Origin of the sequence: Myxococcus sp. CA051A (assembly GCF_013336705.1) — a bacterium.
Classification (GTDB): Bacteria; Myxococcota; Myxococcia; order Myxococcales; family Myxococcaceae; genus Myxococcus; species Myxococcus llanfairpwllgwyngyllgogerychwyrndrobwllllantysiliogogogochensis.
In genome coordinates, this window is the sequence record NZ_JABUMS010000022.1 from 21471 (window position 1) to 47313 (window position 25843).

At 67.6% G+C, this 25843-nt stretch carries 17 protein-coding genes; 7 read left to right on the top strand and 10 right to left on the bottom strand.

Annotated elements, in window-relative coordinates; all coding sequences use genetic code 11:
* Nucleotides 1-182: 182 nt before the first annotated feature.
* A complete protein-coding gene (locus HUA74_RS39465) occupies nucleotides 183-1355 on the bottom strand; it encodes a serine hydrolase (RefSeq protein ID WP_174458703.1) in 1173 nt (390 codons plus the stop codon).
* A 350-nt stretch (nucleotides 1356-1705) separates the two neighbouring features.
* Here HUA74_RS39465 and HUA74_RS39470 point away from each other — a divergent pair, with 350 nt between their 5' ends.
* Together HUA74_RS39470 and HUA74_RS39475 are read left to right on the top strand one after the other, a co-directional pair.
* Nucleotides 1706-4069 (top strand): tandem-95 repeat protein, encoded by a 2364-nt coding sequence (locus tag HUA74_RS39470; RefSeq protein ID WP_371817381.1) that lies wholly within the window; start codon nucleotides 1706-1708, stop codon nucleotides 4067-4069.
* Nucleotides 4070-4300: 231 nt separating this feature from the next.
* Nucleotides 4301-5260, top strand: a complete 960-nt coding sequence (locus HUA74_RS39475) for a hypothetical protein (protein ID WP_174458705.1) — start codon at nucleotides 4301-4303, stop codon at nucleotides 5258-5260.
* Nucleotides 5261-5510: 250 nt separating this feature from the next.
* On the opposite strand, the gene HUA74_RS39480 is transcribed toward HUA74_RS39475, so the two are convergent.
* Complete coding sequence (locus HUA74_RS39480; protein ID WP_174458706.1) at nucleotides 5511-7775, bottom strand: hypothetical protein; 2265 nt, start codon at nucleotides 7773-7775, stop codon at nucleotides 5511-5513.
* 449 nt (nucleotides 7776-8224) lie between these two features.
* Between HUA74_RS39480 and HUA74_RS39485 the strand changes: the two genes are divergently transcribed.
* The 4 genes from HUA74_RS39485 to HUA74_RS39500 all read left to right on the top strand — a co-directional run bounded on the left by HUA74_RS39485 (nucleotide 8225) and on the right by HUA74_RS39500 (nucleotide 11358).
* Nucleotides 8225-8584 carry a YciI family protein gene (locus HUA74_RS39485; protein ID WP_174458707.1) on the top strand — a complete coding sequence of 120 codons (360 nt, stop codon included), beginning with the start codon at nucleotides 8225-8227 and terminating at the stop codon, nucleotides 8582-8584.
* 141 nt (nucleotides 8585-8725) lie between these two features.
* A complete protein-coding gene (locus tag HUA74_RS39490) occupies nucleotides 8726-9208 on the top strand; it encodes a GNAT family N-acetyltransferase (protein ID WP_174458708.1) in 483 nt (160 codons plus the stop codon).
* A 602-nt stretch (nucleotides 9209-9810) separates the two neighbouring features.
* Nucleotides 9811-10917, top strand: coding sequence for an acyltransferase (locus HUA74_RS39495; RefSeq protein WP_174458781.1), 1107 nt, complete (start codon nucleotides 9811-9813; stop codon nucleotides 10915-10917).
* 183 nt (nucleotides 10918-11100) lie between these two features.
* On the top strand, nucleotides 11101-11358 hold the full coding sequence (locus HUA74_RS39500; protein WP_174458709.1) for a hypothetical protein: 258 nt from the start codon (nucleotides 11101-11103) through the stop codon (nucleotides 11356-11358).
* A 97-nt stretch (nucleotides 11359-11455) separates the two neighbouring features.
* Here the strand turns inward: HUA74_RS39500 and HUA74_RS39505 are convergent, their stop codons facing one another.
* The gene (locus HUA74_RS39505) at nucleotides 11456-12034 is read right to left on the bottom strand and encodes a DapH/DapD/GlmU-related protein (RefSeq protein ID WP_174458710.1); all 579 of its coding nucleotides are present in this window, start codon (nucleotides 12032-12034) and stop codon (nucleotides 11456-11458) included.
* A 61-nt stretch (nucleotides 12035-12095) separates the two neighbouring features.
* On the bottom strand, nucleotides 12096-13025 hold the full coding sequence (locus HUA74_RS39510; RefSeq protein ID WP_246137109.1) for a LysR family transcriptional regulator: 930 nt from the start codon (nucleotides 13023-13025) through the stop codon (nucleotides 12096-12098).
* A 48-nt stretch (nucleotides 13026-13073) separates the two neighbouring features.
* On the opposite strand from HUA74_RS39510, the gene HUA74_RS39515 reads away from it, so the two are divergent.
* On the top strand, nucleotides 13074-13943 hold the full coding sequence (locus HUA74_RS39515; RefSeq protein ID WP_174458711.1) for an aldo/keto reductase family oxidoreductase: 870 nt from the start codon (nucleotides 13074-13076) through the stop codon (nucleotides 13941-13943).
* 515 nt (nucleotides 13944-14458) lie between these two features.
* Here HUA74_RS39515 and HUA74_RS39520 read toward each other — a convergent pair.
* The 6 genes from HUA74_RS39520 to HUA74_RS39545 all read right to left on the bottom strand — a co-directional run bounded on the left by HUA74_RS39520 (nucleotide 14459) and on the right by HUA74_RS39545 (nucleotide 25764).
* Nucleotides 14459-14707, bottom strand: coding sequence for a hypothetical protein (locus HUA74_RS39520; protein WP_174458712.1), 249 nt, complete (start codon nucleotides 14705-14707; stop codon nucleotides 14459-14461).
* Nucleotides 14708-14805: 98 nt separating this feature from the next.
* Nucleotides 14806-18837 carry a PPC domain-containing protein gene (locus tag HUA74_RS39525; RefSeq protein WP_174458713.1) on the bottom strand — a complete coding sequence of 1344 codons (4032 nt, stop codon included), beginning with the start codon at nucleotides 18835-18837 and terminating at the stop codon, nucleotides 14806-14808.
* Between the two features lie 323 nt (nucleotides 18838-19160).
* Nucleotides 19161-20285 (bottom strand): ABC transporter permease, encoded by a 1125-nt coding sequence (locus tag HUA74_RS39530; RefSeq protein WP_174458714.1) that lies wholly within the window; start codon nucleotides 20283-20285, stop codon nucleotides 19161-19163.
* A 2-nt stretch (nucleotides 20286-20287) separates the two neighbouring features.
* Nucleotides 20288-23083, bottom strand: coding sequence for a ribosome-associated ATPase/putative transporter RbbA (rbbA, locus tag HUA74_RS39535; RefSeq protein ID WP_174458715.1), 2796 nt, complete (start codon nucleotides 23081-23083; stop codon nucleotides 20288-20290).
* A gap of 25 nt (nucleotides 23084-23108) precedes the next feature.
* The gene (locus tag HUA74_RS39540; RefSeq protein WP_174458716.1) at nucleotides 23109-24122 is read right to left on the bottom strand and encodes an HlyD family secretion protein; all 1014 of its coding nucleotides are present in this window, start codon (nucleotides 24120-24122) and stop codon (nucleotides 23109-23111) included.
* A 10-nt stretch (nucleotides 24123-24132) separates the two neighbouring features.
* Nucleotides 24133-25764, bottom strand: a complete 1632-nt coding sequence (locus HUA74_RS39545) for an efflux transporter outer membrane subunit (protein ID WP_371817382.1) — start codon at nucleotides 25762-25764, stop codon at nucleotides 24133-24135.
* Nucleotides 25765-25843 lie beyond the last annotated feature (79 nt).

The following is a 25843-nucleotide window of genomic DNA, read 5'->3' on the forward strand; positions in this document are numbered from 1 at the left end:
AGACTCCGAACTCTCATGGGCACTGCCTCCGAAGGATTTCTTTTCGGGCGGCTAATGCGCGAGCCGCGATTCATGGGAACCCGAAGCGCACGAAAAAGCCCTGGCACCTTTCTGTCGGTGAAAGGCCCTGAGGCTGCCCCGCGAAAAACGGGGCAGCTCCAGGCACCGGGTAGAACGCGACGCTATTTCTTGCAGGTCGTCGCCGCATCGACCTTGGCCACGTCGGCGCCCCACAGGCAGACGATGCGGTCCAAAGCCACGCCGCTGCGGGAGTTGCTGAAGAAGACGATGCCGTCGCCGGATTGCGGACGCATCGAGAAGAAGGCGCGGAAGCCGGCCTGGTTGCGTCCGTCGTGACCGACGGCGGTGCTGCCGTCACCGAGGCGTTCGATGAAGTGGCCCAGGCCGTAGGCCGGCGCATCGGGCGCGCGCGGCGTGCTCAGTTCCGCGGGGGTGTACAGCTGGGCCAGTTGCGCCTGGCTCAGAGGATGCGCGCCGGCGGTGTTCGTCATGCCGGCAATCATCCAGCGGGCGAAGTCGCGGACGTTGGTGGTCAGGGTCGACGGCGCCTGCTCGACGTAGTAGCGCATCGGCACCGGCGCACCATCGTCGCCGTGTCCCTGCGCCGCGCCGGCCAGCACCTCCGGCGTCATGGCGACGCTGGTGTGCTTCATGCCCAGCGGCCGGAACACCAGCTCACGCGCCAGGTCTGAATACTTGCGCTTCGTGGTCCGCTCGATGGCCAGTTGCATCAGGGTGTAGCCGCCGCCGGAGTACTGGAGTTTCGCACCGACCGGTGCGAACAGCTCCACCGCGCCGCGTCCATTCGTCTTGCCGGCCAGCGACTCCTCCAGGCTCGGCAGCTCCTTGAAATCGAGCCACCCCTGATACCCACCCAAGGTCGTGCCCGCGGTGTGCGACAGCAGGCGACGGATTGTGATGAGTCGATGGTCGAACTGGCTCTGCGCCAGCGGCCACGGCGACAGCATATCGGCCACGGGCTTATCCAAGTGCACGCTCCCCTGCTCGGCCAGACGCATCGCCACCCAGCTGGCGACCGGCTTCGACAGGGAGGCGGCGCTGAACACAGTGTCGGGGGTCACCGGCACCTTGCCCGCGTGGTCCGCGAAGCCGAAGCCCTTGGCGTAGACCAGCTTGCCTCCGACAATCAGCCCCACCGCCGCGCCTGGGATACGGGCTTCTTTCATGAGGGCCGGCACTTCGCGCTCGATGACCTGGGCGAACGGCGGCGCCGCGACGGCGGGCACGGCGAGGGGGCCGGGCCGGGCCTGGAGGCCCTCGGCCTGGGCGAGGGACAGCGGAAGGATGAGGGACAGCAGGAGCACGGCACGCATGAGCGTTCCTCCGTAGGGGGGTACGGAGATGAGGATGCGGTAGCCGGCGCGGAGCGTGGGGTGCCCGTCGCCCAACGTCTCACAGCGTCGCCGGAGTGCACGTGGGGCGGCGCCGCGCGGAGGCAGGCAAATGCATGTCATGGACCTTGTGTCCATCGTCCTCGAGCGCTTGTCGGCTGGTGGTCTGAGGACGCCGGCCATCAAGGTGTTGCGCGGTGAGCCGTTGCGGGCAAGGAGAGGTGTCGTTCATTCCATGGGGGGGACGGTCCATTCCGGGCTCCATCCTGCTCCCTGGGGGAAGACACTCGATGCGAAGCCGTCCTGGTATGCCGTGGTCGTGGGGGCTGGGCGTGACGCTGGCCTTACTGCTGGGGGCGTGTGGCGTGGAGCCGTTGGAGGAGAAGGTTCGTCTTCCGGAGGATGGGGCGCAGACGCGTGAGCGTTTGGACGCCTTGTTGACGTGGGACCCGTATGCGGACGCCGTGGCGTCGGGCACCACGGCGACGGTGCTCAACGCGAGCGCGGCGCTGGGCGCTCCGGACGGGCAGGCGGCGACACTGCTGGGCTTGCTCAACTCAGCGCTCGTGCTGGACCTGGGCCAGGGAGAGGAAGGCAACGGCGACCTGCGCGTCTACTACCAGGGCCTGTCATTGGCGCTGGTGGCCCAGGTGGACTTCCTGAAGGCGGATGGGACGTTCATTGGCTCCAGTTCGTTGCACCTGGTGGAGCTGGGCCTGGGGACGCATGTCGCGGTGGCGACGTACCCGGGGAACCAGCCCTATCGCTACGTGCGACTGAGGGGCGCGGTGCTCGCGCTCTACCTGGTGGACGCGGTGGAGACGTCGCTGCGGCCCATCTGTGGTGATGGGGTGATTGGTGGGGTCGAAATCTGTGACGACGGCAATCAGCTCTCTGGAGACGGCTGCAGCAGCGTCTGCAAAGTCGAGCCGGGCTACACCTGCACGGGACAGCCGAGCGTCTGCGACAACAACTCAGCGCCCACGGTCGAGGACGTCCACGCGACCACCCCCGAGGACACCTCGGTGAACATCACCATCCCCGCGGCGGACCCGGATGGCGACGCGCTGGTGTTCTCCTACACCTCGCCGAGCAACGGCACGCTCACAGGCACGGGCGCGACGGTGACGTACACCCCGAACGCGAACTTCGCCGGAGAGGACACCTTCCAGGTCACGGTCTCCGACGGCGAGGAGCAGGCAACGGCCACCGTCTCGGTGACGGTGACGCCAGTCAATGACGCGCCCGTGGCTGCCTCCGCCTCGGTGACGGTGAGCTACAACACGTCGACGCCCATCACGTTGGCGGCCACGGACGTGGACGGGGACGCGATCACGTACACCGTGACCGCTCCTCCCGCGCACGGAACCCTGTCTGGGACGGGCGCCCAGTTGCTCTACACGCCGGCCGTGGACTTCCATGGGGAGGACTCGTTCACCTTCACGGCCAGCGACGGCGCACTGACCTCCAATACCGCCACGGTCAACATCACCGTCAGGCCTCCGCCCTTCTGCGGCGACGGCAACACCGATTCAGGTGAGGTGTGTGACGACGGCAACCGCGTCGCGGGGGATGGCTGCCGGGCGGACTGCCAGGGCGTGGAGGTGTGCGGCGACGGCCTGGTCGACAGCGCCACGGGAGAGCAATGCGATGATGGCGGCACGACCCCAGGGGATGGCTGCGACGCCACGTGCCAACTGGATGCCTTCTCGAATGTGCCCCCCACGCTCATCAGCGGGACGCTGAACTGCACCACGGCCAACTCGAACACGGGGCGCAAGGCGGCGGTGGATGCACTGGGGCGCTTCTACGTCGTCATGCGGTGTGGTGGCGAGGTCCATGTCAGCGTGAGCGTGGACCGTGGCCTCACCTGGGTGGGGCCCACTCCCCTGGGAATCACCAACGCGGCGGAGGTCGCGATTGAAGGCGGCCCCACGGGAGTCGCGTACGTCGCGGCGACGGCGAGCCCAGGCGTTCTGCTGTTCACCCGGACCGTCGACGCGGGAGCGAGCTGGGAGGCGCCGCGGTCCCTCAGCGCGGCCGCCAACGCCACCGTCAGTCTGGATTCCAGGGGCGACGCCCTCTACATCTCCGTCTCGCGAGGCGGCGTAGGGGTGCGCATCCTCCGGAACTTCGCGCGAGGCGCGAACGACTTCAGCGCGACAGACGTGGACCAGGCCAATGCCTTCTTCGACGTCCTCGTGGACAAGATCAGCGGAGATGTCTTCTCGGTGAGTGACTCCCCTGCCTTCCGCATCAGCCGCAGTAGCGACCAGGGGACCAGCTTCGGCCCGCTGAGTTCCCCGCCGGGGCAGGCTTTCTTCTCGGACTGGACGGGCTCCAACGGCTTCATCTACGCCACGGGCTCCAACGGGGACAACAACGTGGACGTCATCCCCATGTCCGCGCCGGGGACGAGCACCCAGGTGCCGGGCCTCCCCACGGACGTCAGTCCCGCCCCCATCCGGACGATTGACTCGGACGCGCTCGGCAACGGCTACATCGCCACCCAGCGGGGGACGGGCGACATCCAGTTGGACCGGATGCTCGTGGGAGCCACCCTGATTCTGGCCACGGATGCCAGGACGGTGGGGCCGGGCACCGTGCCAGCGGTCGCGGCGCTCCCGTCGAACGGCGGCGCCCTGGTGGCCTATACGAACGGCACCAGTGTCTACGCCTCGGTAGTGGTCTACTGAAGCTGAAGCCACCGAGTCACGGATGCGCGCCTCCCAGGGACTTCGGGAGGCGCGCATCCAGTTCGCCGTGAGTGGGACCACGCCTTCGAGCGGCGTTCAGGAGGGACGAAACCGCGTCCCAAGAGGACGCAATCGCTCCACCACGCAGCGCCTCACCGGGCGAACACAGCCTTGCGCCATGTTGGACTGTGCATTGCACTGCATTCCTGCCCACTCCGGAGGAACAGCCGCGTGCATGAACTCAACAAGAGATTCAAGGCAGACCCGCTCGCTTTCATGAATCGGCTCATCATGGTCACGCTGCCGGCCCAGCCCTGCCCGACCTGCCATTGCGTGATGGACCTGGGTCAAGGGGGCTGGGCGGTCGACAACGTCTATGCCCGCCCGGAGCCGATGGTGCTCACGTTTGACTTCGTCGCGGGAGCCTTTGGCGGCAACATTCCCGCGGGACAGACCTTTGGACAGGCACTGGGAGCAGCGGCACCGGCAGGCCTGGCCTTCACCAACGCGGCTGCCAATTACGCGGCGCTGCAGGTGATGAAGGTCGGGCTCGCCCGCGTCGCGAATCCCGTGGGGCGGTGGACCCGCCAATACACCGCATACTGGCTACCCTGGGCGACGCAGGGCGCGAACGAACTGCATCTGAATGACCCGCACGTCAGGTTCTTCTTCACCGCCATGTTCAGCGGCTGCACGTTCTGCGTCGCCACGCCCGCGGGCGGCGCGGGGCCGGCCAACGTCTGGGTGACACACATTGCCTGGGATCCTGGGGTCAACGCACCCGCGGCCTGGGGCGGGGCAGCGCTCGCTGGCGGCGTCAACGTCGATGCCCGGAGGCTCAGCGCGGAGCGCGCCTTCTACACGGCCCGAATGGGCGCGGGCACGAATGTGCGGTCGGTGGCCCTGCGCCCCGATGCGCTGCCCGGTTTCGCCGGCGTGCCGCCGGTGGCCGCCGTCCCCATCACGGCGCTCGGCGGCCCACTCCCCGCGATGCATGGCCGGTACTGCTACGGCGACAACCCCGCGCTCGTCCCCAATCCAGGCATCGCCTTCATCGCGGGATGGAGGGACGACAATGACCACTGGCACTTCGCGGTTCAAAAGCACCCCGGTGGCTTCACCGCGCTAGGAGCACCGATGCAGCGCGCCGTACACACCATCGTGCCGCAGGGCGTGCAACAGTTCTTATGAAGCGCGTCAAGGCGGGTGAGCACGGCATCCGGACAACGGGGCTCGGAGGGACCAGCGCGGTCACCGTCAGGAGACATCATTCAGGAGCAGGGACCAGGGCGGCCCGGGCGAACACAGCGCCCACCCGGGCTCCTATGCGGCCTTCGTATTGGTCCCGGATGGAAACAACATCGAGGTCGTGAACCACGGACCGACACGGCGCACGGCCGCGTCGGTCATCCTCACCCTGGCGGGGTGACGCCTCGACCGCTCAAACGACCGAGAAGTTCGAGAACATGACGCGGACGTCCGCCTGGGAGGGGTCCCCCTTCCGGAGGAGGTCCGCGAGTTCCTTGCCTCCCTTCACTTTTGTCCCGTCCAGCTTCTTGAGCAGGTCGTCGCGGAACTTCTGCCCCAGGTCCTTCCAGTCCTGCTGGTTGTACCAGTCCTTGCCGTCGCTCATCCGCGGGAACTCAAGGGAGGTATCGTTCATCGTGTTCGTCACGATCATCGTGAGCGGGTCCTGGGGGTTGCCCTGGGCCTGCTTGATGAGCTGCGTGAGCGCCTGAGGGTCCTTGAGTCCGAACGCCTGGGCGGCCTTCGCGTATGCGGCCGTGGCGGTGGAATTGAGGTCCACCTTGGGGTCGGTCGACCCCGCCAGGTTCTGGATGTCCTTCGGCGTCAGTCCCGCGTTGATCAACCGCTCGTGGTCCTCGCTGCCCGCCTCGACGATGTTCTTCGCGGCGCTCTCATCGATCTGGGCGGCCTTCTGGACCAGCGCGGTCCGCTCCTCCTTCAGTTCCTTCTTCGAGTCATCCCCGGAGAAGAGCCCGCTGACCATGCCACCGAGGAGGTGGATTCCCGCGCCAACGCCACTGATGACGGCTCCCGCCGCGGTGCCCAGCACGGGGACGAACTGGAGGGCATTGCCCGCCAGCGAGATTCCCGTTCCCATCACCTGCATCCACGCGCCAGGGTCGCCCTTGTTGTCCTTGAGCTTCTCCACGTCCTTGCTCATCTGGAGACCATTGAGCGCGAGCCCCACACCCGGCGCCATGCGCGCCGCGAACTTGGCCGCGTTGTGGGCAAAGGGCCTGGCGCTGCTCATGGTGTTCAGGACGCCCGCCGTCACCTCCAGGCCGCTATTGGCGAACGCGGCGGACTTGATGATGGCGTCCGGATACTTCCCATCCTGGAAGGCGCTCACTGCGCCGAAGCCCGACTGCACCACGCCCGCGATTCCCAGAGCCTTCATGAAGCCGTTCTGGTCCTTCCAGTTGGTGAGGAAGTTGTTGGCCAGCGTGTCGTAGTTGCGGTGGTTGACGGCCGTGCCCAACGCGGTCTGGAAATCCTTGACGGCGCCGGGAATCGCGGCGAGCGCCTTCGCGTCCCGCAGAGGGACGAGGAGCGAGGTCAGCTCCTCCGACGCGGCCTTGCTATCCGCCTCGATGGCGGCGGGGTCGTCGTCCTTCGTCCCCGGCGCGGCGGGGCGATCCTTGCCCAGGATTTCGGCCTGGGCGTTGGGGAGGGCGGGAGTGAGGATGTCATCTTGGAGCTTGGTCTCGAAGTCCTTGCCCTTCGCGGACTGGAGCGTCCTCATGACGGGGTTCTGATCCAGGGGGAGCTGGCTGATGTTGCCCACCCAGCGGATGGCGTCATCCGCGTGCTGGCCGCTCTTCGCCAGTGACTGGTAGCCGTCGTACAGCTCCTTGATGGCCTTCTCGTCTCCGGCGACGGCGAGCGTCTCCAACGAGCCCCGGGACGACTCCAACGTCGAGGCGAGCTTGTCGGCAGCCTGCGTCTCCGCGTCGTAGACGTCCTTGTGCTTCGCGCGGTACTCGTTCTTGTAGGCCTCCAGTTGCTCGGGCGCCAGCGCCGCGCCGAACCGGGCGAGGTCCTCGTTCAGCCTCGCCTCCGCCTGGGTCTTCTTCTCGAGTGCCTTGTCGTAGTCCCCTCGGGCCTGGGAGACCCCGTCCTTGGCCTGCTGGGTCAGCTCGCTCAACCCCTCGACCGCCTTGGGCTTGATGGGCGCGAGCGCCTGGACCAGACCATCGGTGAGCACCCTGCACTGGCAATCATTCGTGAGTGACTTCAGGGTGTCGTCGAACTGGCCCAGGTCCTTCTCGTTCGGCAGCCCCTCAGCGAGGCGCTGGGAGATGACCTTCACTCCATCCGGCCCCGCGGCATCCGCCACACGGCCCAGCGCGGACAGGCTGTCGCGCACGGTGGCCTTGGACTTGTCGTCCTTCTTCTCCTTGTCGGCGATGTACCCCAGGTCCCCTCCGATTTTCTGGAGCGTCGCGTCCGACGCCTTGAGGAGCGCGTCCGCGTAGGCCTTGTCCCCCGGGCGGCTCGCCACCAGGGACTCCAGCTTCTTCGCAGCCTCGCCAGCGTTACTGGACCGGTAGACGTCCGCGACTGAAGCGGCATCCTGCTGCGCCTGCGCTTCGACGGGAGGCGGTGGAGGAGGAGGCGGTGCCACGTGCGTCGTGTCTTGCGCCGGCGGCGTGAACTCGTCCTTGAAGGGGGTCCCCACGGTCGCGCCGGCCGGAGGGGTGGCCTGATTGACAGGCGCCGCTTCCGGAGGGGGCGCAGCCGGGGCTGGCGCAGGGGCAGGTGGCGGCGGGGGACTGCGAAACAGCTTGTCGATAAAGGCCATGGCGAGACGCTCCGGGTGGGGACTGGTCAGGAAGAGCGCGCCCACGCCACTCCGGGGCCACGCCGCCACGCGGCGGACGAGGGTGACCCGGCGTGGAACCCGCGGGGGAATGGGGGATGAGGGAAGCGGGTGGGCATGGGGGCGCTCCACCAGGGGAGTCCCCACGGAATTGGGCGGCGCATTTCCACCGAATTTCCACAACGCCGCGTACGTCCGTGACGGACCGGGGCAATGGATTGCCAGCGGCCCGGGGTACGCGCAGGAAACGCTTCTGCTCGAAGGGCGGATGGGGGACGCTCCGAAGCCACCCACGAACGGAGCGTGTGATGGCGTACATGTTGTTGATTCTGGAAGAGAGCACCCGCAAGCGGAGCCGGACACCCGAGGAGGGAGGGCGCGAGATGGAGCGGATGGTGGGCTTCGTCGAGGACCTCAAGGCCCGAGGGGTATGGAAGGCGAGCGACTCGCTCCGCTCCGTTTCGGAAGGGGTGCGGGTCGAGGTCCGAGGCGGTCAGCACACCCTGCGCGATGGCCCGTTCGCCGAATCCAAGGAGATTGTCGGGGGCTACGTCCTCTTCGACTGCCCTACCCGTGCGGAGGCGCTCGAGATCGCCCGCAAGTGTCCCGCGGCCGAGTGGTCGACGGTCGAGCTGCGTGAAGTCGGCGTCTGCTACGAGGGAGACTGACTGCGGACATGCCCCATTGCAGGGGGAACGCCGAGCTCCGGGTCCACGTCATCCAAGGGAGGCGCCGGGCTCGGGGTCACGTCTCCAGCCGGGGCCCCGCGCCCGCGTTGCCTGTCTGCTTGGGTCAAGTAAGCTTCCGCCATGCGCCTCAGGAGAGCCGAAGCCGCCGATGCCACGGCCATCGCGGCCATCATCATCCCCACCATCCGCGAAGGCACGACGTACGCGCTCGACGCGAACATGAGCGAAGCGGACGCGCTGGCGTACTGGATGGGTCCGGACAAGGAAACGTTCGTCGCGGAGGAGGACGGTGTCATTCTCGGCACCTACTTCATCCGACCAAACCAGGCAGGCGGCGGACGACACGTCTGTAATTGCGGCTACATGACGAGCGCAGCCGCGACGGGCCGAGGCATCGCGCGGCGCATGTGCGCGCACTCGATGGAGTACGCACGCTCGCGTGGGTACCGCGCCATGCAGTTCAACTTCGTCGTCAGCACGAACGAACGGGCCGTGAAGCTCTGGCAGGCACTCGGGTTCGAAATCGTCGGGCGTCTCCCCCTCGCGTTCCAGCACCCCACCGCGGGCGAAGTCGATGCGTTCGTGATGCACCAGCCGCTCTGACGCACGCTCTCTCGGAGAAAGGAACCGAACTCATGCCGCAACGACTCTGGTTGATGCTCTTGGGAGTATTGGTGTCCTGTGCCTCGACTCCCAGCCCCCACGGCGCTCCCCTTGCCCCACTGGACCCAGGACCAGCTCCCCGTGGCCGCGGAGGTACAGGACCGGTCAACGTACGAGGATGGGATACTGGGCCAGGTCTGGTTCGCGGGGCGCGTCTGGACCTTTGATTATCCCGACAAGAAGCTGTGGCTGCGTGCTTCGGGAGATCTCCCGGCGGTGGAGCCTCGGCACCGGGTCCTGCTGGGATTCTCCTCGGACTCAAGCTGTCTTCGAACGCGCTTCCGAGTAGGCGGAGCATCCGTGACGGATGGCGACGAGGGCCCTGCCCGAGGGCCCTGCCCGGGGGACCTGCCCTGGCCTTCATCGGAAACACGGCGTCCCGGCTCTCCCCTCTTTCCTCAAGACGCGGCGTGACGAAAAACATCGGGGCGCGGAAATGGATGCCGCACGTCGGGCGATGTCCCCTAGCATCCAGCGCCTCCCCCCGCTGAGAGCCGACTCCGCTGAACGCCACCGAACCGCGCCACCTCGCCGGCCTGGACCTGCTCCGGTGCCTGGCCATCCTCATCGTCGTCCTCTTCCACTACCCGCGCCCCGACGGCCACGAGACCTACCAGGTGCTCGCCAACTTCGGATGGACGGGCGTGGAGCTGTTCTTCGTGCTGAGCGGCTTCCTCATCGGCTCACAGCTCCTGGAGCCGGTGTCCCGGGGCGAGACACCGTCCCTGAAGCGCTTCTACCTGCGGCGCTCGCTGCGCATCCTGCCGCCCTATCTCATCGTCGTGGCCCTGTACCTCTTCATTCCCGCGTGGAGTGAACGCCCCGTGGAGACGCCCGCGTGGCGCTTCCTCACCTTCACGCAGAACTTCGGACTGCGCCGGAACGGATTCTCCCACGCGTGGTCGCTGTGCGTGGAGGAGCACTTCTACCTGGTGCTGCCCCTCACCGTGCTCGCGCTGCGCGGACGCGTCCGGGCGCCGCACCTCCTCGCGGGCGCGGCAGGGTTGTTGGTGGCCGGAATGCTCTTGCGCGGCGGCCTGTGGCAACGCCACTTCTCGATGCTCGGGCCGGGTGAAGCCGGGTGGCGCGGTTACGACACGCTCCTGTACTACCCGACGTACGCGCGGCTCGACGGGCTGGCGTGCGGCGTGTTGCTCGCGGCGCTGCGCGTCTTCCGACCCGCGGCATGGGAGCGCTGGACACGAGGGGCCCGCGCGGCAGGCCTGGCGTTCGTGGGGCTCGCGTGCCTGGGCGTCGTGCTTTGGCTGAACGAGGAACACTTCCGGTATCTCGCCCACACGATGCTCGCGTTCCCCCTGACCTCGGTGGGCTACGCGGCGCTGCTCGTGGCCCTGGCGGGCCCCACCGCCTCGCGCGTGTGCGCCCGCATCCCCGGCGCGAGGACCTTCGCGGTGCTGAGCTTCACCGTCTACCTCACCCACAAGGCCGTGCAGCACGCAGTCCGTGTCGCGCTGGAGCCCCATGGCATGGACGCCTTCCACCCCATCACACTGCTGGGAGGCGCCGTGGCGGTGCTGCTCGCGTCGCTCGCGCTGCACCACGGCGTGGAACGGCCCGCGCTCAAGTGGCGTTCGCGGCTGGAGACACGGCTCGTCGGTGAGCCTTCGCCTCAACCCGCCGCCCGCTAGCCCAACAACCTGGCAAGAGGGCGCCCATTACACGTGGACTCCGGGAGCCTCTCCTGGAGTGCCGAGCCTCGGGCGTCAGCGGTGGAGTGCTCTGGCATTGCGCGCCGAGTCACGAGTTTGTCGGGGATTCAAGAGACAGATGTATTGATGGATGACGTGGCTGCAACCCCTCACGGAGGGCGCATGCGCACGTTCCTGATTGGCGGTCTGTTGGCGATGGCGGTGGGCTGTGGCGGTCCCATGGAGCAGGAGCAAGAGGAGGAGTCGACCCTGGCCTCGGAGGAGTCGCCGCTCCCGAACTGCACCAACCTCCCAACCAGCGTCACCCGCTACTACAACGCCTCCCTCACGGCGGTCATCGGTGAGCGCGGGTGCTCCTGCGGCAGCTATGTCAACTGGGGGCGGACGTCGAAGTACTACAATGTCCGCGACAACTGCTAGCAAGCCGCTGAAGCAGCCTGCGTTGGAGCGCTGACAGGCGCTGCTTCATGAGGCGGCGCCCACCGGCCGGTCCGAGCGCCCGGAGCACGCTCGTGACTCACCACCGTCGGCGAACGGTCGCCTTGGGGCCGGTCACCAGGCTCGCCGCGGGCACGTCGTCGACGACGACCGCCCCGGCCGCGACCACCGCGTCGCGCCCGATACGGACCCCGGGCATGATGGTCGCGCCCGCGCCAATCCACACGTTCTCCGCGACGTCGATGGGTGCGCCCGTGAGGTACAGCCGCCGCTCGCCCGGGTCGACCGGATGGCTGACGGTGATGAACGTGGCCTTCGGGCCGACCATCACACCTTCACCCAGCCGGATGCCTGCGTAGTCGAGGAACGTGCAGCCCTGATTGATGAACACGCGCTCGGCAAGCTCCAGACGCAGGCCGTGGTCCGTGTAGAAGGGCGGATAGATTGTCACCCTCCCCGGGAGCGGCCGGCCCAGGATCTGCTCGAACAGCGCGGCCTTGCCCGCCTCGTCCTCGAAAGGCAGGACGTTGAGGCGCGACGTCAGCTCGGTGACCCGTCGCACCCGCTCGCTCATCGCCGTGAACTCAGGTCCGAGAGCCCTCTCCCCCTTCGCCAGGGACTCACGGCTGTGGATGCGCATGAGACGGTCAATGGGCATCCCAGGAGCTTCTCTCGACCCCACACCCAGGTCCAGCGCTGAAACATTCCTTGGGAGTGCGTCAAGAAGGCGCGGGCACCTGCCTGGCGATATCGATGATCGCGGCGCGCACGAAGGCGCACGCCTCGTCCTCATCCAGCGCCGCGGGCCACAGCAGGTCCATGCCACCAGCGGGGTGCGCGAAGGGGAAGCGCGCGCTGCGAAGGTGCGGCCGCTGCCGCAGGACATGCGCCGCGAAGACATCGGGCAGGGTCGCGACCAACGGGCTGCCGTCAACGATGGCGCCTATCGCGCTGAAGCTCGCGACCGAGCAGCGGACGCGTCGCTCCACGCCGAACCGGTCCTCGACCGTGCCGCGCAGGTCGCCGTTGAAGGAGACAATGACGTGCTCCTGCGCGAGATACGCGCGCTTGCCAGGTCGCGCGCCGAGGTTCACGTGGCGCGGGTCGAACAGGCAGACGAAATGGCCGCGGATGAGCGGCGTGCGCAGAATGGCTTGCGGCAGCTTGTCGATGACCGTGGCCGCGAGGTCGACGCGACGGGTCGCCAGCGCCTCGACCACCGTGCGGAACTGGACCGGCGTGCAGACGAGCCGCATGTTGGGCGCGTCGCGACCGAGCCGGCGCAGCAGCGGCGGCAACAGCCATTCGTCCGCGTAATCGGCGAGTCCGACGCGGATGATCCTCTCGCTCTTGCGTGGGTCAAAGCGCGCCGGTGCGAGCGAGGCCTGGAGCATCGCCTCGAGCAGAGGACGGACCTCGGTCACGAGACGTGCGGCACGGCTGGTCAGAATCGCGCCGCGACCGTGGCGCACGAGCATCGGCGTTTCCAGCGACTCGCTGAGCCGGGAGAGCGCCGCACTCACCGCCGACTGCGTGAGGTAGAGCCGCGCGGCAGCCTTCGTGACGGAGCCCGCGTCGGCGACGGCGACGAGCACGCGCAGCAGGTTGAGGTCGAGATTCCTGGCACGAACAACGTTCATGATTGGCATGCATGCTATTTGCTAGTGTGAATCGGGGCCAGCGTTAGATTTACGCCCATGACGAACACAGACAGACTCGGCGGTCGATTCACGTTCCCCGGCACATCGCTCACGGTGCACCGCATGGGCTACGGCGCCATGCAGCTCGCGGGCCCGCACGTCTGGGGACCGCCGAGCCATCCCGAAGCGGCCGCGGCGGTACTCCGCGAGGCGATCGCGCTCGGCATTGACCACATCGACACGAGCGACGCCTACGGGCCCCACGTCACGAATCAGCTCATTCACGCCACGTTGCATCCGTATCCCAAGAACGTCGTGCTCGTGTCGAAGGTGGGTGGGCGGCGTGGCGCGGACAGGTCGTGGCTCCCGGCGCTATCGCCCGCGGAGCTCCGCTCGGGCCTCCAGGACAACCTGCGCAACCTCGGGCTCGACGCAATTGACGTCGTGAACCTGCGCATGATGAGCATGACGCCCACGGAGGGCCCTCTCGACAAGGAACTCGCCGTCCTCATCGAGCTCAAGCGAGAGGGGCTCGTTCGACACATCGGCCTCAGCAACGTGACGGCGCGCCAGGTCGAGCAGGCGCAAGCGCTCACCGAAATCGTGTGCGTGCAGAACCACTACAACCTGGCGCATCGAGGAGACGACGCGCTCATCGACGCGCTGGCGAAGCAGGGCATCGCCTACGTGCCGTTCTTCCCGCTCGGCGGCTTCACGCCGCTCCAGTCCTCGACGCTGTCGGAAGTGTCGAACGAACTGGGCGCGACGCCGATGCAGGTCGCACTCGCGTGGCTGCTGCACCGCGCGCCGAACATCCTGCTCATCCCGGGCACGTCGTCGGTCGCGCATCTGCGCGAGAACGTGGCCGCCGCATCACTCGTGCTGCCGGAGAAGAGCATCACCGCGCTCGACGGAATCGCGCGTTGACAGTGACCTGCGCCGGCTCCGGCCACCCCCGGGGGCAGGCCGTGAAGAAGCGTCGGCTCAGCGTCGACCCGGCGGAAGCGCGTCTCCGGGAGGGGGTCCACCTGCCCTCCGGGAGAGGTCGCAGTCCTCGGGACAGTCGCAGCGGGTCTCCCGCGCGTCACATACGCCGTCGCCACAGCGGCGACAGACGGGCTGGGCCGCTGTGCCGAGCCGCGAGTCACACGTCCCCTCCTTCGACACGACACCGCAGCGAGGGAGCAACCCGGGACAGCAGGCCAGGGGGCCCGCGATGGCTCCTTCTCCGGCACACGCCTCCTCGCCGCTCCACGCAGAGCAGAAGCGGGTGCCATCACAGTAGGCCGCCTCCCGGCAGTGCTGGGGAAACTCCCCGCATCGCTCCACGGGCAATCCCTCACACCACACATCCGGGCGCGACTCCCAAGGCAGCCACTCCGTCAGCGCGGCCGGCACACCGCCCCAGAGCACCACGGCGCCAACGGCGCTCCACACGAGCATCATGAGCACGACCACGAGGAGGTGGTGCCCGGGAGGCTGCGCGGTTCGCCCCGAACGAGCAGAGACGTGAGCGCCGCCGCGTCCCTGGAGGAGACGGCCTTCATCACCGCCGATTCCTCGACCTCATCGCCGGGGACCGGCTCCGGCGCCCGGTCACATCCCGGAGCCAACAGCATCCCCGCGGTGATGGCCAGCAGGCCCAGGACTCCACGGAGCGCCACGCCCCACGTCTGACATTCAGGAGCCATGACTCCCATTCAACCCAGAGCCCCCCCTGGATGGGAAGCCGGCGCCACCCCGAGGCTTCCGAGAGACAGCGCTCACGGAAGCCCGGGATGTGGGGCCGCTACCGGAAGTTGGGCAGCACCCACAGGTTGTAGCTGTTGGCGGTGAGGGTGAGGCTGACGAAGTACGTCCCCGGTTCGGGGTCGATGATGGTGCAGGTCGAGTTCGGACTCGGGAAGGGATATGCGCAGTCCCGCTCCGTCGCCGTCGGCGGCGCATCCTTGCGCACCGCGAGGCTCAGATTCCCGTAGTAGGAGCCCGACTCGCCCGTGGTCCGATAGCCTGTCGTCACCGTGAAGTAGTCGACGCCCTCGGGAACGACAATCTTGTAGGTGCGCACCACGCCCTCGGAGCCGCCGACTCCGTAGAAGTAGTCCTGGTTGAGCAGCAGCGGGGCCTGGTCCAGACGGGGGCCATGGAAGGCCCCGACACGGACGTGGCTGAAGGACGTGGTGGCGCTCAGCACGCGGGCATACCAGGGACCCTCGGCGGGATTTTCGAGGGTGCAGCGCACGGAGCCCTTGGCCAGGTAGGCGCAGCGCGGGCTCGCGGCGGTGGGCAGGGTGCCACGCTCGACGCGGACATCGAAATGCTCATACGTCGACGTCGTGTCATAGCGCAGCTCGAACGAATACATGGCCGCGTTGGCGGGCACGTCCAGGTGGAAGTATTGCGTCTTGCCTGCGTCGAACTGGAGGTTGGTCGCGGGGATGCCATTGGCGAGCGGCGTCACCGTGTCCGTCTGGAAGTAGCCGCCCGTGAGGGTGACGAACTCGTACGCCTCCGTCCCCGTCAACGTGACGAACCACGTCCCCGGCTGCGGATTGGCGAACGTGCACTGCTTCAGGTTGCCCGGGCCCGTCGTCGCGCAGTCCAGCGTGGCGCCGTCCACGGCGCGGCCACCCCGCTTCACCTTCAGGTTCACGCTCCCCGTCCCATTCTCGGTGGCGAACCACAGCGTGGCCTGGCCGGGAGGCACCTCCAGCTTCCACTGCTTCTGCGAATACTTCGGCCCCTTCTGTCCCGACAGAGAGACATGGGAGGTCAGCGCGGGAAGATGCTCGCCCGGCGTCATCGCGTAGGAAGCGCGCAGGACGGGCACCGATGCGCCCACCTGGTCCCGCACCGCCACGTACCAGGTGCCGGGCTGCGGGTTGGTGATGGCGCAGGTCTCCTCGTTGCCAGGACTGTTCGTGGAGGCGCAGTCGTAGGCACTCGGGTCGGCCAGCGCGCCGTGTTTCACATACAGGTCCGCGTTGCCGGTGCCCGAGTAGGGAGCGCCCGACAACTGGAAGAGCAGGTCCGTCGCGCCCACGGGCACTTCGAGCCGCCAGTGCCTCGTCGCGCCCTTCGCGCCGTTGAACGGCCACTCCTGGATGTCATTGGCCAGGGGCCGCACGTCTCGTCCCGTCGTCGTGAAGCGGACCGCGCCTTCGAAGCCCTCCGTCGTCGGGCCGGTGGAGCCGTAGATGCCGCCCTGAACGGTGAGGTACCAGGTGCCGGGGGCGGGGTTGGGGATGTCGCAGACGGAGGCGGGCCCGCAGTCGAAGAAGACGCTGGCCGGGGAGGCCTCGTGCCGCAGCCACTGATAGGCATACGCCGACTTGGGCGTGCGGCGGGCATTGAGCAGCTCCGTGAGCAGGTAGGCCTGGCCCTCTGGCACCTGGATGCGGAACGTCTGGAAGGACCTGGACGCGCCGGCGACGGGCACGGGGACGCCATCCACGAGGTCGGAGGTGAGCCCCCGCTCCAGGTGCTGCCAGTAGAACGACTCGGTCGTCTGGGGGTAGTCCGACGGGAACTCCAGCAGGGCGAACCAGTCCCCGGGCTGGGGCGAGGGGATGCTGCATTCCTGCCGGACATGGCCCGGCTTCACGGATGCGCAGTCGTAGTCAGAGGACGTCGGCAGGCGGCCCTGGCGCACGTACAGCTTCGCCTCGGAGTTGCCACCCGTGTAGGCGTTGAGGCCCGTGCTTCCGACGGGGACCTCCAGCTTGAAGTAGCGCCGGGGCGGCCAGTTGTTGACGGTGGCGCCGTAGCCCAGGTCCTGCGTCGTCTCGGGCGCGGTGTAGTCCGCGGTCAGCGTGGCGTCCGAGTACGTCGAGCTTCCCTCCAGCCGGATGTACCAGGTGCCGCCCTCCGGACGCTCGATGTCGCAGTAGCCCGAGCAGTCGTAGCTGGTGGACGTGGGCGCGGAGCCCCGCTTCGCGTGGAGCCACGTCTTGCCCGTGCCGACCGTGGTCGAGACCCTGAGCCGCGTCTGGTTGGGCGGAACCTGGAACACGAACATCCGGTCCTCGGTGGGGCGGCCCGCGATGCCCGTCCGGGGCTCGCCCTTGCGCAGCTCCTCGGGCGGAGGTGGCTCGGCCGCGGTGTACTCGGCGGTGAACGAGACGCCCTGGTAGTAGGAGCCGGACTCGGGCCAGAAGAACCACGTGCCCGGCTGCGGGTTCTCGATGATGCAGGGCCAGTTGAACAAGCTCGCGCACTCGGCGGTCGTGGTCGTCGGGATGCCGCCCAGCCTCGCGTAGGCGTGGGGGAAGCCCGTGCCGCCGGTGCCCCAGAAGGCCAGGCGCTTCTGCCCCGGGGGGACTTCCAGCGAGTAGTAGAGGTAGTCCCGGGCTCCCGCGGTGACGGGGCCTGTCGGCTGGCCGTTCTGCAGGGCCGTGGTCTCGATGCGACCGCCGTAGGTGCCCACGAGGTCCAGCCCCGTGAAGGAGGAGTCGGGGATGATGTGGACGTACCACGGGCCCGCCTGGGGCTTGTCGAACTGGCATTGCTCCGGGCCCGTGCCGAACTCGGAGCAGTCGTACACACCGCCCGCGGGCTCACTGCCATGGCGGACATACATCCAGTACCGGCCGCTGAAGATGTAGGAGGCCTCGATGGTGAGGCTGCCCGTGTCGGGGGGTACGTCGAGGCGGTAGACGAACGGACCGCCATCGCGGCTGTTGAGCTCGACGGGCACGGCATTGGTGAGCGGCAGCCCGATGGGGCCACCTCCCGTCGTCGTCACGAGCAGCGTGGCGCCGCTGAACGCCGAATAGCCGTAGAGGAGGATGTGGTAGGTGCCGGCCTGCGGGTTCGTCACCGAGCAGCTCTCCGTGTTCGTGCCCCCCCGGGAGACGCAGGCGTAGGTCGCGGTCGACGGGGCGCTCGCGCGCTTCAGGTAGAGGTCCGCGTCCCCCGTGCCGCCCGCGAGGTCGACCTTGAGGAGGCTCTGTCCGGTGGGGACCTTCACCGTGAAGTAGAGCGAGCCCCCCTTGGCCCCGGTGATGTTGGCCTGGGGCTGGCCGACGGAAATCAGCGTGGGGACCGCGACGGCCGCGCCCAGCAGGCTCACGTTGCTGAAGGTCGCGGCGCCGCGAACCAGGAGGTACCACGTGCCCACCTTGGGGTAGCTCACCGAGCAGCCCTCCGTGGTGCCGACGACGCGGGAGCGGCAGTCGTAGGTGGCCAGCGTCGGCGCGCTGCCGTGGCGCAGGTAGAGGTCCACGTCGCCCGTGCCGCCAGAGGTGGTCACCTCCAGGGAGGACTGCTGGGCGGGGACCTCCATCGTGTAGAGGAGCCAGTCGCCCACGCCCCCTGCGACCTTCACCACCTGATTGTCCGCGAGCACCTTGGCGACGCCGGTGCCCGTGCCAAGGGGAGAATAGGTTCCGGTGAGGCTCAGCCCGGAGAAGGCGCTGGTGGCCTTGAGGAGGACGTACCACGTGCCCGAAGACAGCCGGCTGGCCACGGTGCAGCTTCCCGTGCTGCCCGAGGTCGTCGAGCTGCATTGGGCATTGGCGGGCGTGGGGGTGCTCCCAAAGTAGACGTACATGTCCGCGTTGCCGCTCGCTCCGGACATGGTGAACGTCACCACGTTCTGGTTGGCCGGGACGTCCAGCGTGTAGAGGAGCTCCGCGCCGGTGGCGGCGGAGAGGCCGGTGACGGGCTGGCCGTTGACCAGCGTGCCGTTGACCAGGGCCTGGGCCGCACGCTCGGTGGGGGAAGGGATATCCGCGGTCGGTGCGTCGACCGGTTCGGGCGCACAGGCGCCCAGCAGGAGCAGCGCTCCCGCGAGCAAGGAGAAGAGATGGCGACGATGCACGGAATCCTCGTGTCGTGAATGAAGGGCTCGCCGCGACGCCGGCCTGTCGCTCGATGCCAACCTTCAAACGCAACCCTGTGTCATTTGTCGCATCGAGTGCGCATGGCGCTCCGCGACGCGCGCGACGCAAGACGTAGGGTGGCATGCCCGGGCGCGACGGCTGTGCCTGCCAAACGCCGACGTGGACTCCGGCGAGCCCGCTCAGCAGGAGCGCTCCGAGGTAGACCTCCTCCGAGTGCCTGTTCGGGCCTCCTGGCCGCGTCAATCGCTGAAAACGATGGGGGCGCGCAGGACCTGTTCCTCCGCCCCACGTTCTCTTGTTCCTACTTGCTCACCGCGATGGACTTCCGGAAGAGCGACAGGCTGTAGACGAAGAAGCCGATGCCCACCCCGGCCACCATCAGGAACTGGCGCCAGACGGCATCCAGCCCTCCGCCGCGGTAGATGATGACCTGCGAGAAGCTGACGAAGTGCCGGGCCGGCAGGAGGTACGTGATGTACTGGAGCCACTTCGGCTGGCTCTCGACGGGCGTGCTTCCGCCCGACAGCAGCATCAGCACGAGGACCACGAGGATGATCAGCAGCGCGAACTGCGCCATGGACCGTGAGATAGTCCCCAGGAAGATGCCGAGCGCGGTGGCGAAGAAGAGGTAGAGCACGACACCGCAGAACCAGAGCGTCACCGAACCGGCGAACGGCACCTTCAGCACCAGGTGCACCACGAAGAGGAGCGAGGCCGCCGTCGCCACGAGAATCACGAGGCCGTTCGCCCAGATCTTCGCCATGGCGATTTCGAACGCGGTCAGCGGCATCACCAGCAGGTGCTCCAGCGTCCCGTGCTCGCGCTCGCGGATGACCGCGGCGCCCGTGAGCACGACGGTCAGCAGGGTGATTTGATTGATGATGGCCACCACGCTCTTGAACCACGACGACACCCCGTTGGGGTTGAAGAGCTTTCGGATGACCAGGTTGATGGGCTTGGGCCCCGTCTCCTCCGTGCGCTGGAGGAAGGAGTGGATGCGGTCCGTGAGGATGTTCTGGATGTAGCCGGCGCCGATGCCCGCCTGCTGCATGGCGGTCGCGTCGATGTTCACCTGGATGTCCGGGGTGCGGCCCGCGCGCAGGTCGTGCTCGAAGCGCGGCGGAATCACGACGACGAACAGGAACCGGCCCCGGTCCATGGCCGGCTGGATGTCGTCGGCGGAGATGAGCTCGGGCAACATGAAGCGGGGGGGATAGAAGGCGTTGAACAGCTCCTTGGACAGCAATGAGCCGTCTTCATCCACGAAGGCAATCGAGGCGTTGTTCACCTCGCTCGAGGTGCCCGTCGCCTGGACATAGATGGCCAGGGTGAATGCATAGATGACGAAGATGACCATCACCGCGTCGCTCAGCAGGCTGCGAATCTCCTTGAGCCCGAGCCACAGGATGTTGAGCAGCGAGTTCATCCCTATTTCTCCTGCTTCCGCAGGCCGATGAAGCTGATGGCCAGGAGGACGGGGATGCAGGCGGCCAGGAAGAGGACGTCGCGCAGCATGAGGCCGGCTCCCAGTCCCTTCGTGTAGGCGCCCAGGCTGGCGTGCATGTAATAGGTCGCCGGCCAGATGGACCCGATGACGCCCGCGCCGCCCTGCAGCGTGGAGACGGGCTGCAGCAGGCCGGAGAACTGGATGGTCGGAACAATGGTCAGGATGGCCGTGACGAAGACGGCCGCGACCTGGCTGTTGGTGAACGTCGAGGTCACCATCCCGAGGCCTGTCGTCGCCATGACGTAGAACAGCGTGCAGAGCATCAGCATCAGGAAGCTGCCCTTGATGGGCACGCGGAAGACCACCAGTGTCAGGGCGGTGAGGATGAGGAAGTTGGCCATGCCGATGACGACGTAGGGCAACTGCTTGCCGAGCAGGTACTCCAGCCGCCCGGTGGGCGTGACGTAGAAGTTGATGATCGACCCCAGCTCCTTCTCGCGCACGATGCTGACCGTCATGAGGATGGCGGGTATCAGCAGCAGCAGAAGCGCCGGGACGCTCGGAACGATGGAGTAGATGCTCTTGAACGTCGGGTTGTACATGAAGCGCTCTTCGATGTTGGCCGTGTACTTCGGGGGCCCCGCGGGATTGAGACCGCTCGCGGGGTCCACCAGCAGCCGGTTGTGCACTCCCTGGACGTATTGCTGGACGGTGTCGCCGCGGAAGGTCATGGCGCCATCCACCTGGGCCAGGACCTCGGGCCCGGAGCCCCGGCGGAGGTCCCGGCTGAAGTCGGGCGGTATCTCCAGCAACACCGAGATGTCATCCGATTGCAGCCGCCGCAGGGCCTCGTCCGCGGATTCGGCGGGCGGAGTCGGCGTGAAATAGGGCTTCGCCCCCGAGAACTGCTCCAGGTACGCACGGCTTTCAGTCGACTGGTCGAGGTCCAGCGCGGCGAAGCGGATGTTCTCGACGTCGGTGGTGATGCCGAAGCCGAAGACGAGCATCAACAGCGCCGAGCCGATGAAGGCAAAGGCCAGGCGGATACGGTCGCGGCGAATCTGCACCGCCTCGTTGTGGGCGTACGCAAGCAGCCGGCCGAGCCCCAGTTGGAAGGCGCTCTGCTTGGATGGGGCCGGAGGGGGCGCGGGCGCGGGCGCCTCGGGAGCGGGGGCCGCGGCCGCGCCCTTGCCTTCGGCGCGGGCCGCGTCGGCGATGGCGTCCTCCATGTAGGCGATGAAGGCCGTCTCCAGGCTGTCGGCCTTCTGGGCCTCGATGAGCTTCTGGGGCGTGTCACACGCCAGCACCCTCCCCGCGTTCATGAGCGAGATGCGGTCGCAGCGCATCCCCTCGTTCATGAAGTGCGTCGTCACGAAGATGGTGACGCCCTGCTTCCGCGAGAGGTCGATGAGCAGCTCCCAGAAGCTGTCCCGGGCGACCGGGTCCACACCCGACGTGGGCTCGTCCAGGATGAGGATCTGCGGCCCGTGCAGGACGGCGACCGCCAGCGAGAGCCGCTGGCGCAACCCCATCGGCAGCGCCTCGGCCAGCGAATCCACGTGCGCGCCGAGGTCGAAGCGCTCGACGAGTTCCTGGATGCGCGCCTTCGCCTGCTCTGGTGGCAGGTGATAGAGGCGGGCATGCAGGACCAGGTTCTGCTGCACGGTGAGCTCGCCATAGAGCGAGAAGGCCTGCGTCATGTAGCCAAGACGCTTGCGCACCTCCATGCTCCCGGCCTCGACGGAGCCGCCGAAGAGCTTCGCCGTCCCTTCCGTGGGAGGCAGCAGCCCGGTCAGCATCTTCATGGTGGTGGACTTGCCGCAGCCGTTGGAGCCCAGGAAGCCGAAAATCTCTCCGCGCTCAATCGACAACGTGACGTGGTCGACGGCGGTGAAGGTGCCGAAGCGCCGCGTGAGCCCGTGCGCCTCGATGGCCAGCTCCGCGTTGCCCGGAGGCCGGGGCGGGATGGTGAGCACCACGTGGCCCTTGCGCTTCTCCTCGGGCAGCAGCGCGATGAAGCACTGCTCGAGGTTGCTCGTGCCCGAGCGCTCCATCAGCTCCGCGGGCGTCCCGGTCGCCAGCACGCGGCCCTCGTCCATGGCGACGAGCCAGTCCCACTGCTGTGCCTCGTCCATGTAGGCCGTGGAGATGATGACGCTCATCCCCGAGCGCCCGGCGCGAATCTCGTCGATGAGCTTCCAGAACTGCCGTCGGGAGAGCGGGTCGACGCCGGTGGTGGGCTCGTCGAGGATGAGCAGGTCCGGGTCATGCACCAGCGCGCCGCAGAGCCCCACCTTCTGCTTCATGCCGCCGGAGAGCTTGCCGGCCGGGCGCGCCGCGAACTTTCCCAGCCCCGTCGCCGCCAGGAGCTGCGGGACACGGACCTTGCGCTCCTCCGGTGACAGGCCGAAGAGCCGGGCCATGAAGTCGACGTTGTCGTAGACGCTGAGCTCCAGGTAGAGGTTCTTGCCCAGCCCCTGAGGCATGTAGGCGATGCGCGGCCCCACCTCGCGGCGGTGCCGGGCGTCGGCGATGTCGCCGCCCAGCACCGTCACCCTCCCCTCCTGCAGCTTCTTGGAGCCGGCGACCAGGGCCATCAGCGTCGACTTGCCCACGCCATCGGGCCCGATGATGCCCACCATGATGCCGGAGGGAAAGTCGAGCGAGATGCCGTCGAGCGCGACGACCTTGCCGTAGCGGTGTGTCACGTCCTGGAGCGAGACGACGGGGCCGCTCGAGAGCCCGCCCGGCGAATCTGGCGACGCGGATGAGTTCATGGCGGAGCCCTCACCGGTCGCCTGGCTAGGGAATGACGGCGCCTGCCCCGATGACCTTCTGCAGTGGGGCCGGCCACGATGCGGAAGGAGTCAGCTTGACGTAACCGACGCCGCGAATTCCCGTCTTGATGCGCTCGACATAGCGGGCGGCCAGCTCCTTGGGGATTTGAATCTTCACCCGGAACATCAGCTTCTCCCGCTCGCTCTTCGTCTCCACCTGCTTGGGCGTGAACTGCGCCTCCGGGGACACGAAGCTGACATACCCGGCGACGGCACGTTCGGGCTCGGTGTCGACCTGGATGCGCGCCTCGGAGCCGATCTTCACGCGGGCGGCCTCGTTGGCGGGGAGGAAGATCTCCATATAGACGTCTTCCAGGTTGACCAGGGTCAGCGCCGGTCCTCCGGGCGCGAGCACCTCGCCCGGCTCGGCGAGGCGATAGAGGACTCTTCCCGTCACCGGAGACGTGAGCGTCGCGTCGGTGATGCGCGTCTGAATCGTCGCCGCGTTGGCGCGCGCGACTTCAATCTCATCCATGGAGGTCTTCAGCATGGCCTCCGCTTCCAACAAACCAGCCCGGGTCGTCTCCAGCTTGCTCTCGCGGACGTCCAGGTCTCGCTGCGAGCCAGCGCCATCCTTCACCAGCCGCCTCGCGCGCTCGACCTCGATGGTGGCGAGCTCGATTTCACTCCGCTGCTTGACGATGCCCGCCTTGGCCACCGCCAGGTGTTCTTCCGTGGCGGCGATGTTCGCGTTGGCCTCCGCGAGGTTGGCCTCCAGCGTGGAGGTGTCCAACTGCACCAGCACCTGGCCCGGCCTGACGAGGTCACCCTCGTTCACGCGGATCTGCCCCACCCGAAGGGGCTCCTTGGCGGCGACGTCGACGAGCTTCGCCTCGATGCGTCCGTTGCCCGAGACAATCCCTTCCGGCAGCTCGGATTTCTTTCCCTTCCAATATCGGAAGCCAATGAATGCGGCGATCGCAATGGCGACCAGCCCGATGATCCACTTGGCCTTTCCCTTCGGGACAGTCTTGGGCATGGCGGGCTTTCTATTGCTTCCCCTGGGGAGGGTTCTCCGAGACCTCGGGCTTCCGGGGCGTGGACACCACGTTGCCCCAGTCGGTCCGCTTCTCCATTTCGCTCCGGACGCGCTCGGGGACCACCGGCACCCCCTGTCGCACCTCCCAGCCTCCGCCCAGCGCCTTGTAGAGGGAGACCAGATTCGTGGCGATGGCGGAGCTCGCCTGGGCCCGGTTGTTCTGCTGCACGAGGAGCGAGCGTTGCGCGTCCAGCACGCGCTGGAAGTCCACGGCGCCTTCCCGGTACTGCACCATGGAGAGCTCCACCGACCGCTGGGCCGCCTTCACGGCGGCCTCCTCGAATGCCAGGGCTTTATGAGACTGAACGAAGCCCACCAGGGCGTCCGTGACCTCCTGGGCCGCCTTGAGCACCGTGTTCTGATAGTTGATGAGCAGTTGCTGGAACCGCGCATCCTGGACACGCACCCCGTTCTTCAGGCGGCCATAGTTGAGGAAGGGCCAGACGATGCGCGGGCCGAAGCTGTAGGCCAGGCTGTGGATGGAGGCGAGGTTGCCGAAGGTGCCGCCGGCGCTGCTCGCCTCGAGCCCGACGGAGCCCACGAGCGTGAAGCTCGGATAGAGTTCCGCCTTGGCGATGCCGATGCGGGAGCACTGCGCGGCGGCGGACAGCTCCGCGCTGCGGACGTCCGGACGCCGCCGCAGAATCTCCGCCGGCATGCCGACAGCCACCGTCGCGGGCGCCACCGGAATCTGCTTGGGCCCCACCAGCAACGCCTCCAGGGCCCCCGGGGGCCGGCCCAGGAGCGCGCTCAAGGCATTGAAGGACTGTTCCAACCCAATCTCCAGCTGAGGGAGGGAGGCCCGGGTGCTCTCCAACAGCGTCGCCGCCTGGACCACGTCCAGCTCCGAGGTCGCGCCGTTGCTGAAGCGCGACTGGGCGATGTTCAGCCCTTCCTCCTGAATCCTGATGTTCTGCTCGGCCTGAGCCATGAGCACCTCGAAGGTGCGAATCGAGACATACGTCCGCGCGACCTCCGCGGTGAGCGCGACGATGGCGGATTGGTAGTCCGCGGCCGATGCGAGCAGGCCCGCGGTTCCCGACTCCACGCCCCGCCGGTACTTTCCCCAGAAATCCAGCTCCCAGAGGGCGTCGAAACCCACGGCATAGTTCAGGAAGTCGCGGTCGAACCCGAGCCTGGAGAGATTGGCCGCGTTCTCGCTGAGCCCCACCCCGGTGACGTTGCCGGTGGCCACCTGCACCTGTGGATACTGCTGGCCCGTGAGGATGCCCAACTGGGCGCGGGCTTCCACGATGCGCAGCCCCGCGACCTGCAGCGGCAAGTTCTGCTGGTAGGCCTGCTCGACCAGGCGATCGAGTGTCGGATCGCCGAACGCCTTCCACCACTCGGCGTCAACCACGGGCTGCGTCGTGATTCGCGGTTCGCCTTGGGTGTTCCACTCTTGAGGAACCGCGGCGACAGGCCTCGTGAATTCGGGGCCCACCGAGCAGCCGGAGAGCGCCGAAAGGACGCAGAGCAGCGGTAACGCGCTGCCCATGGGTGAAAGCCCTCGGGGTACCCCCTGTCTGGTACTGCCCAATTCCCGCATTCCGAGCACCCCGTGACGAGGAAGAATCGCCATGGTCCAGGGCAAGCGTGAGCGGGACTTGAGCGCGATGTGGGTGTCGTTGTCGCGACACCGGTCCATCTTCGGCGCGGCG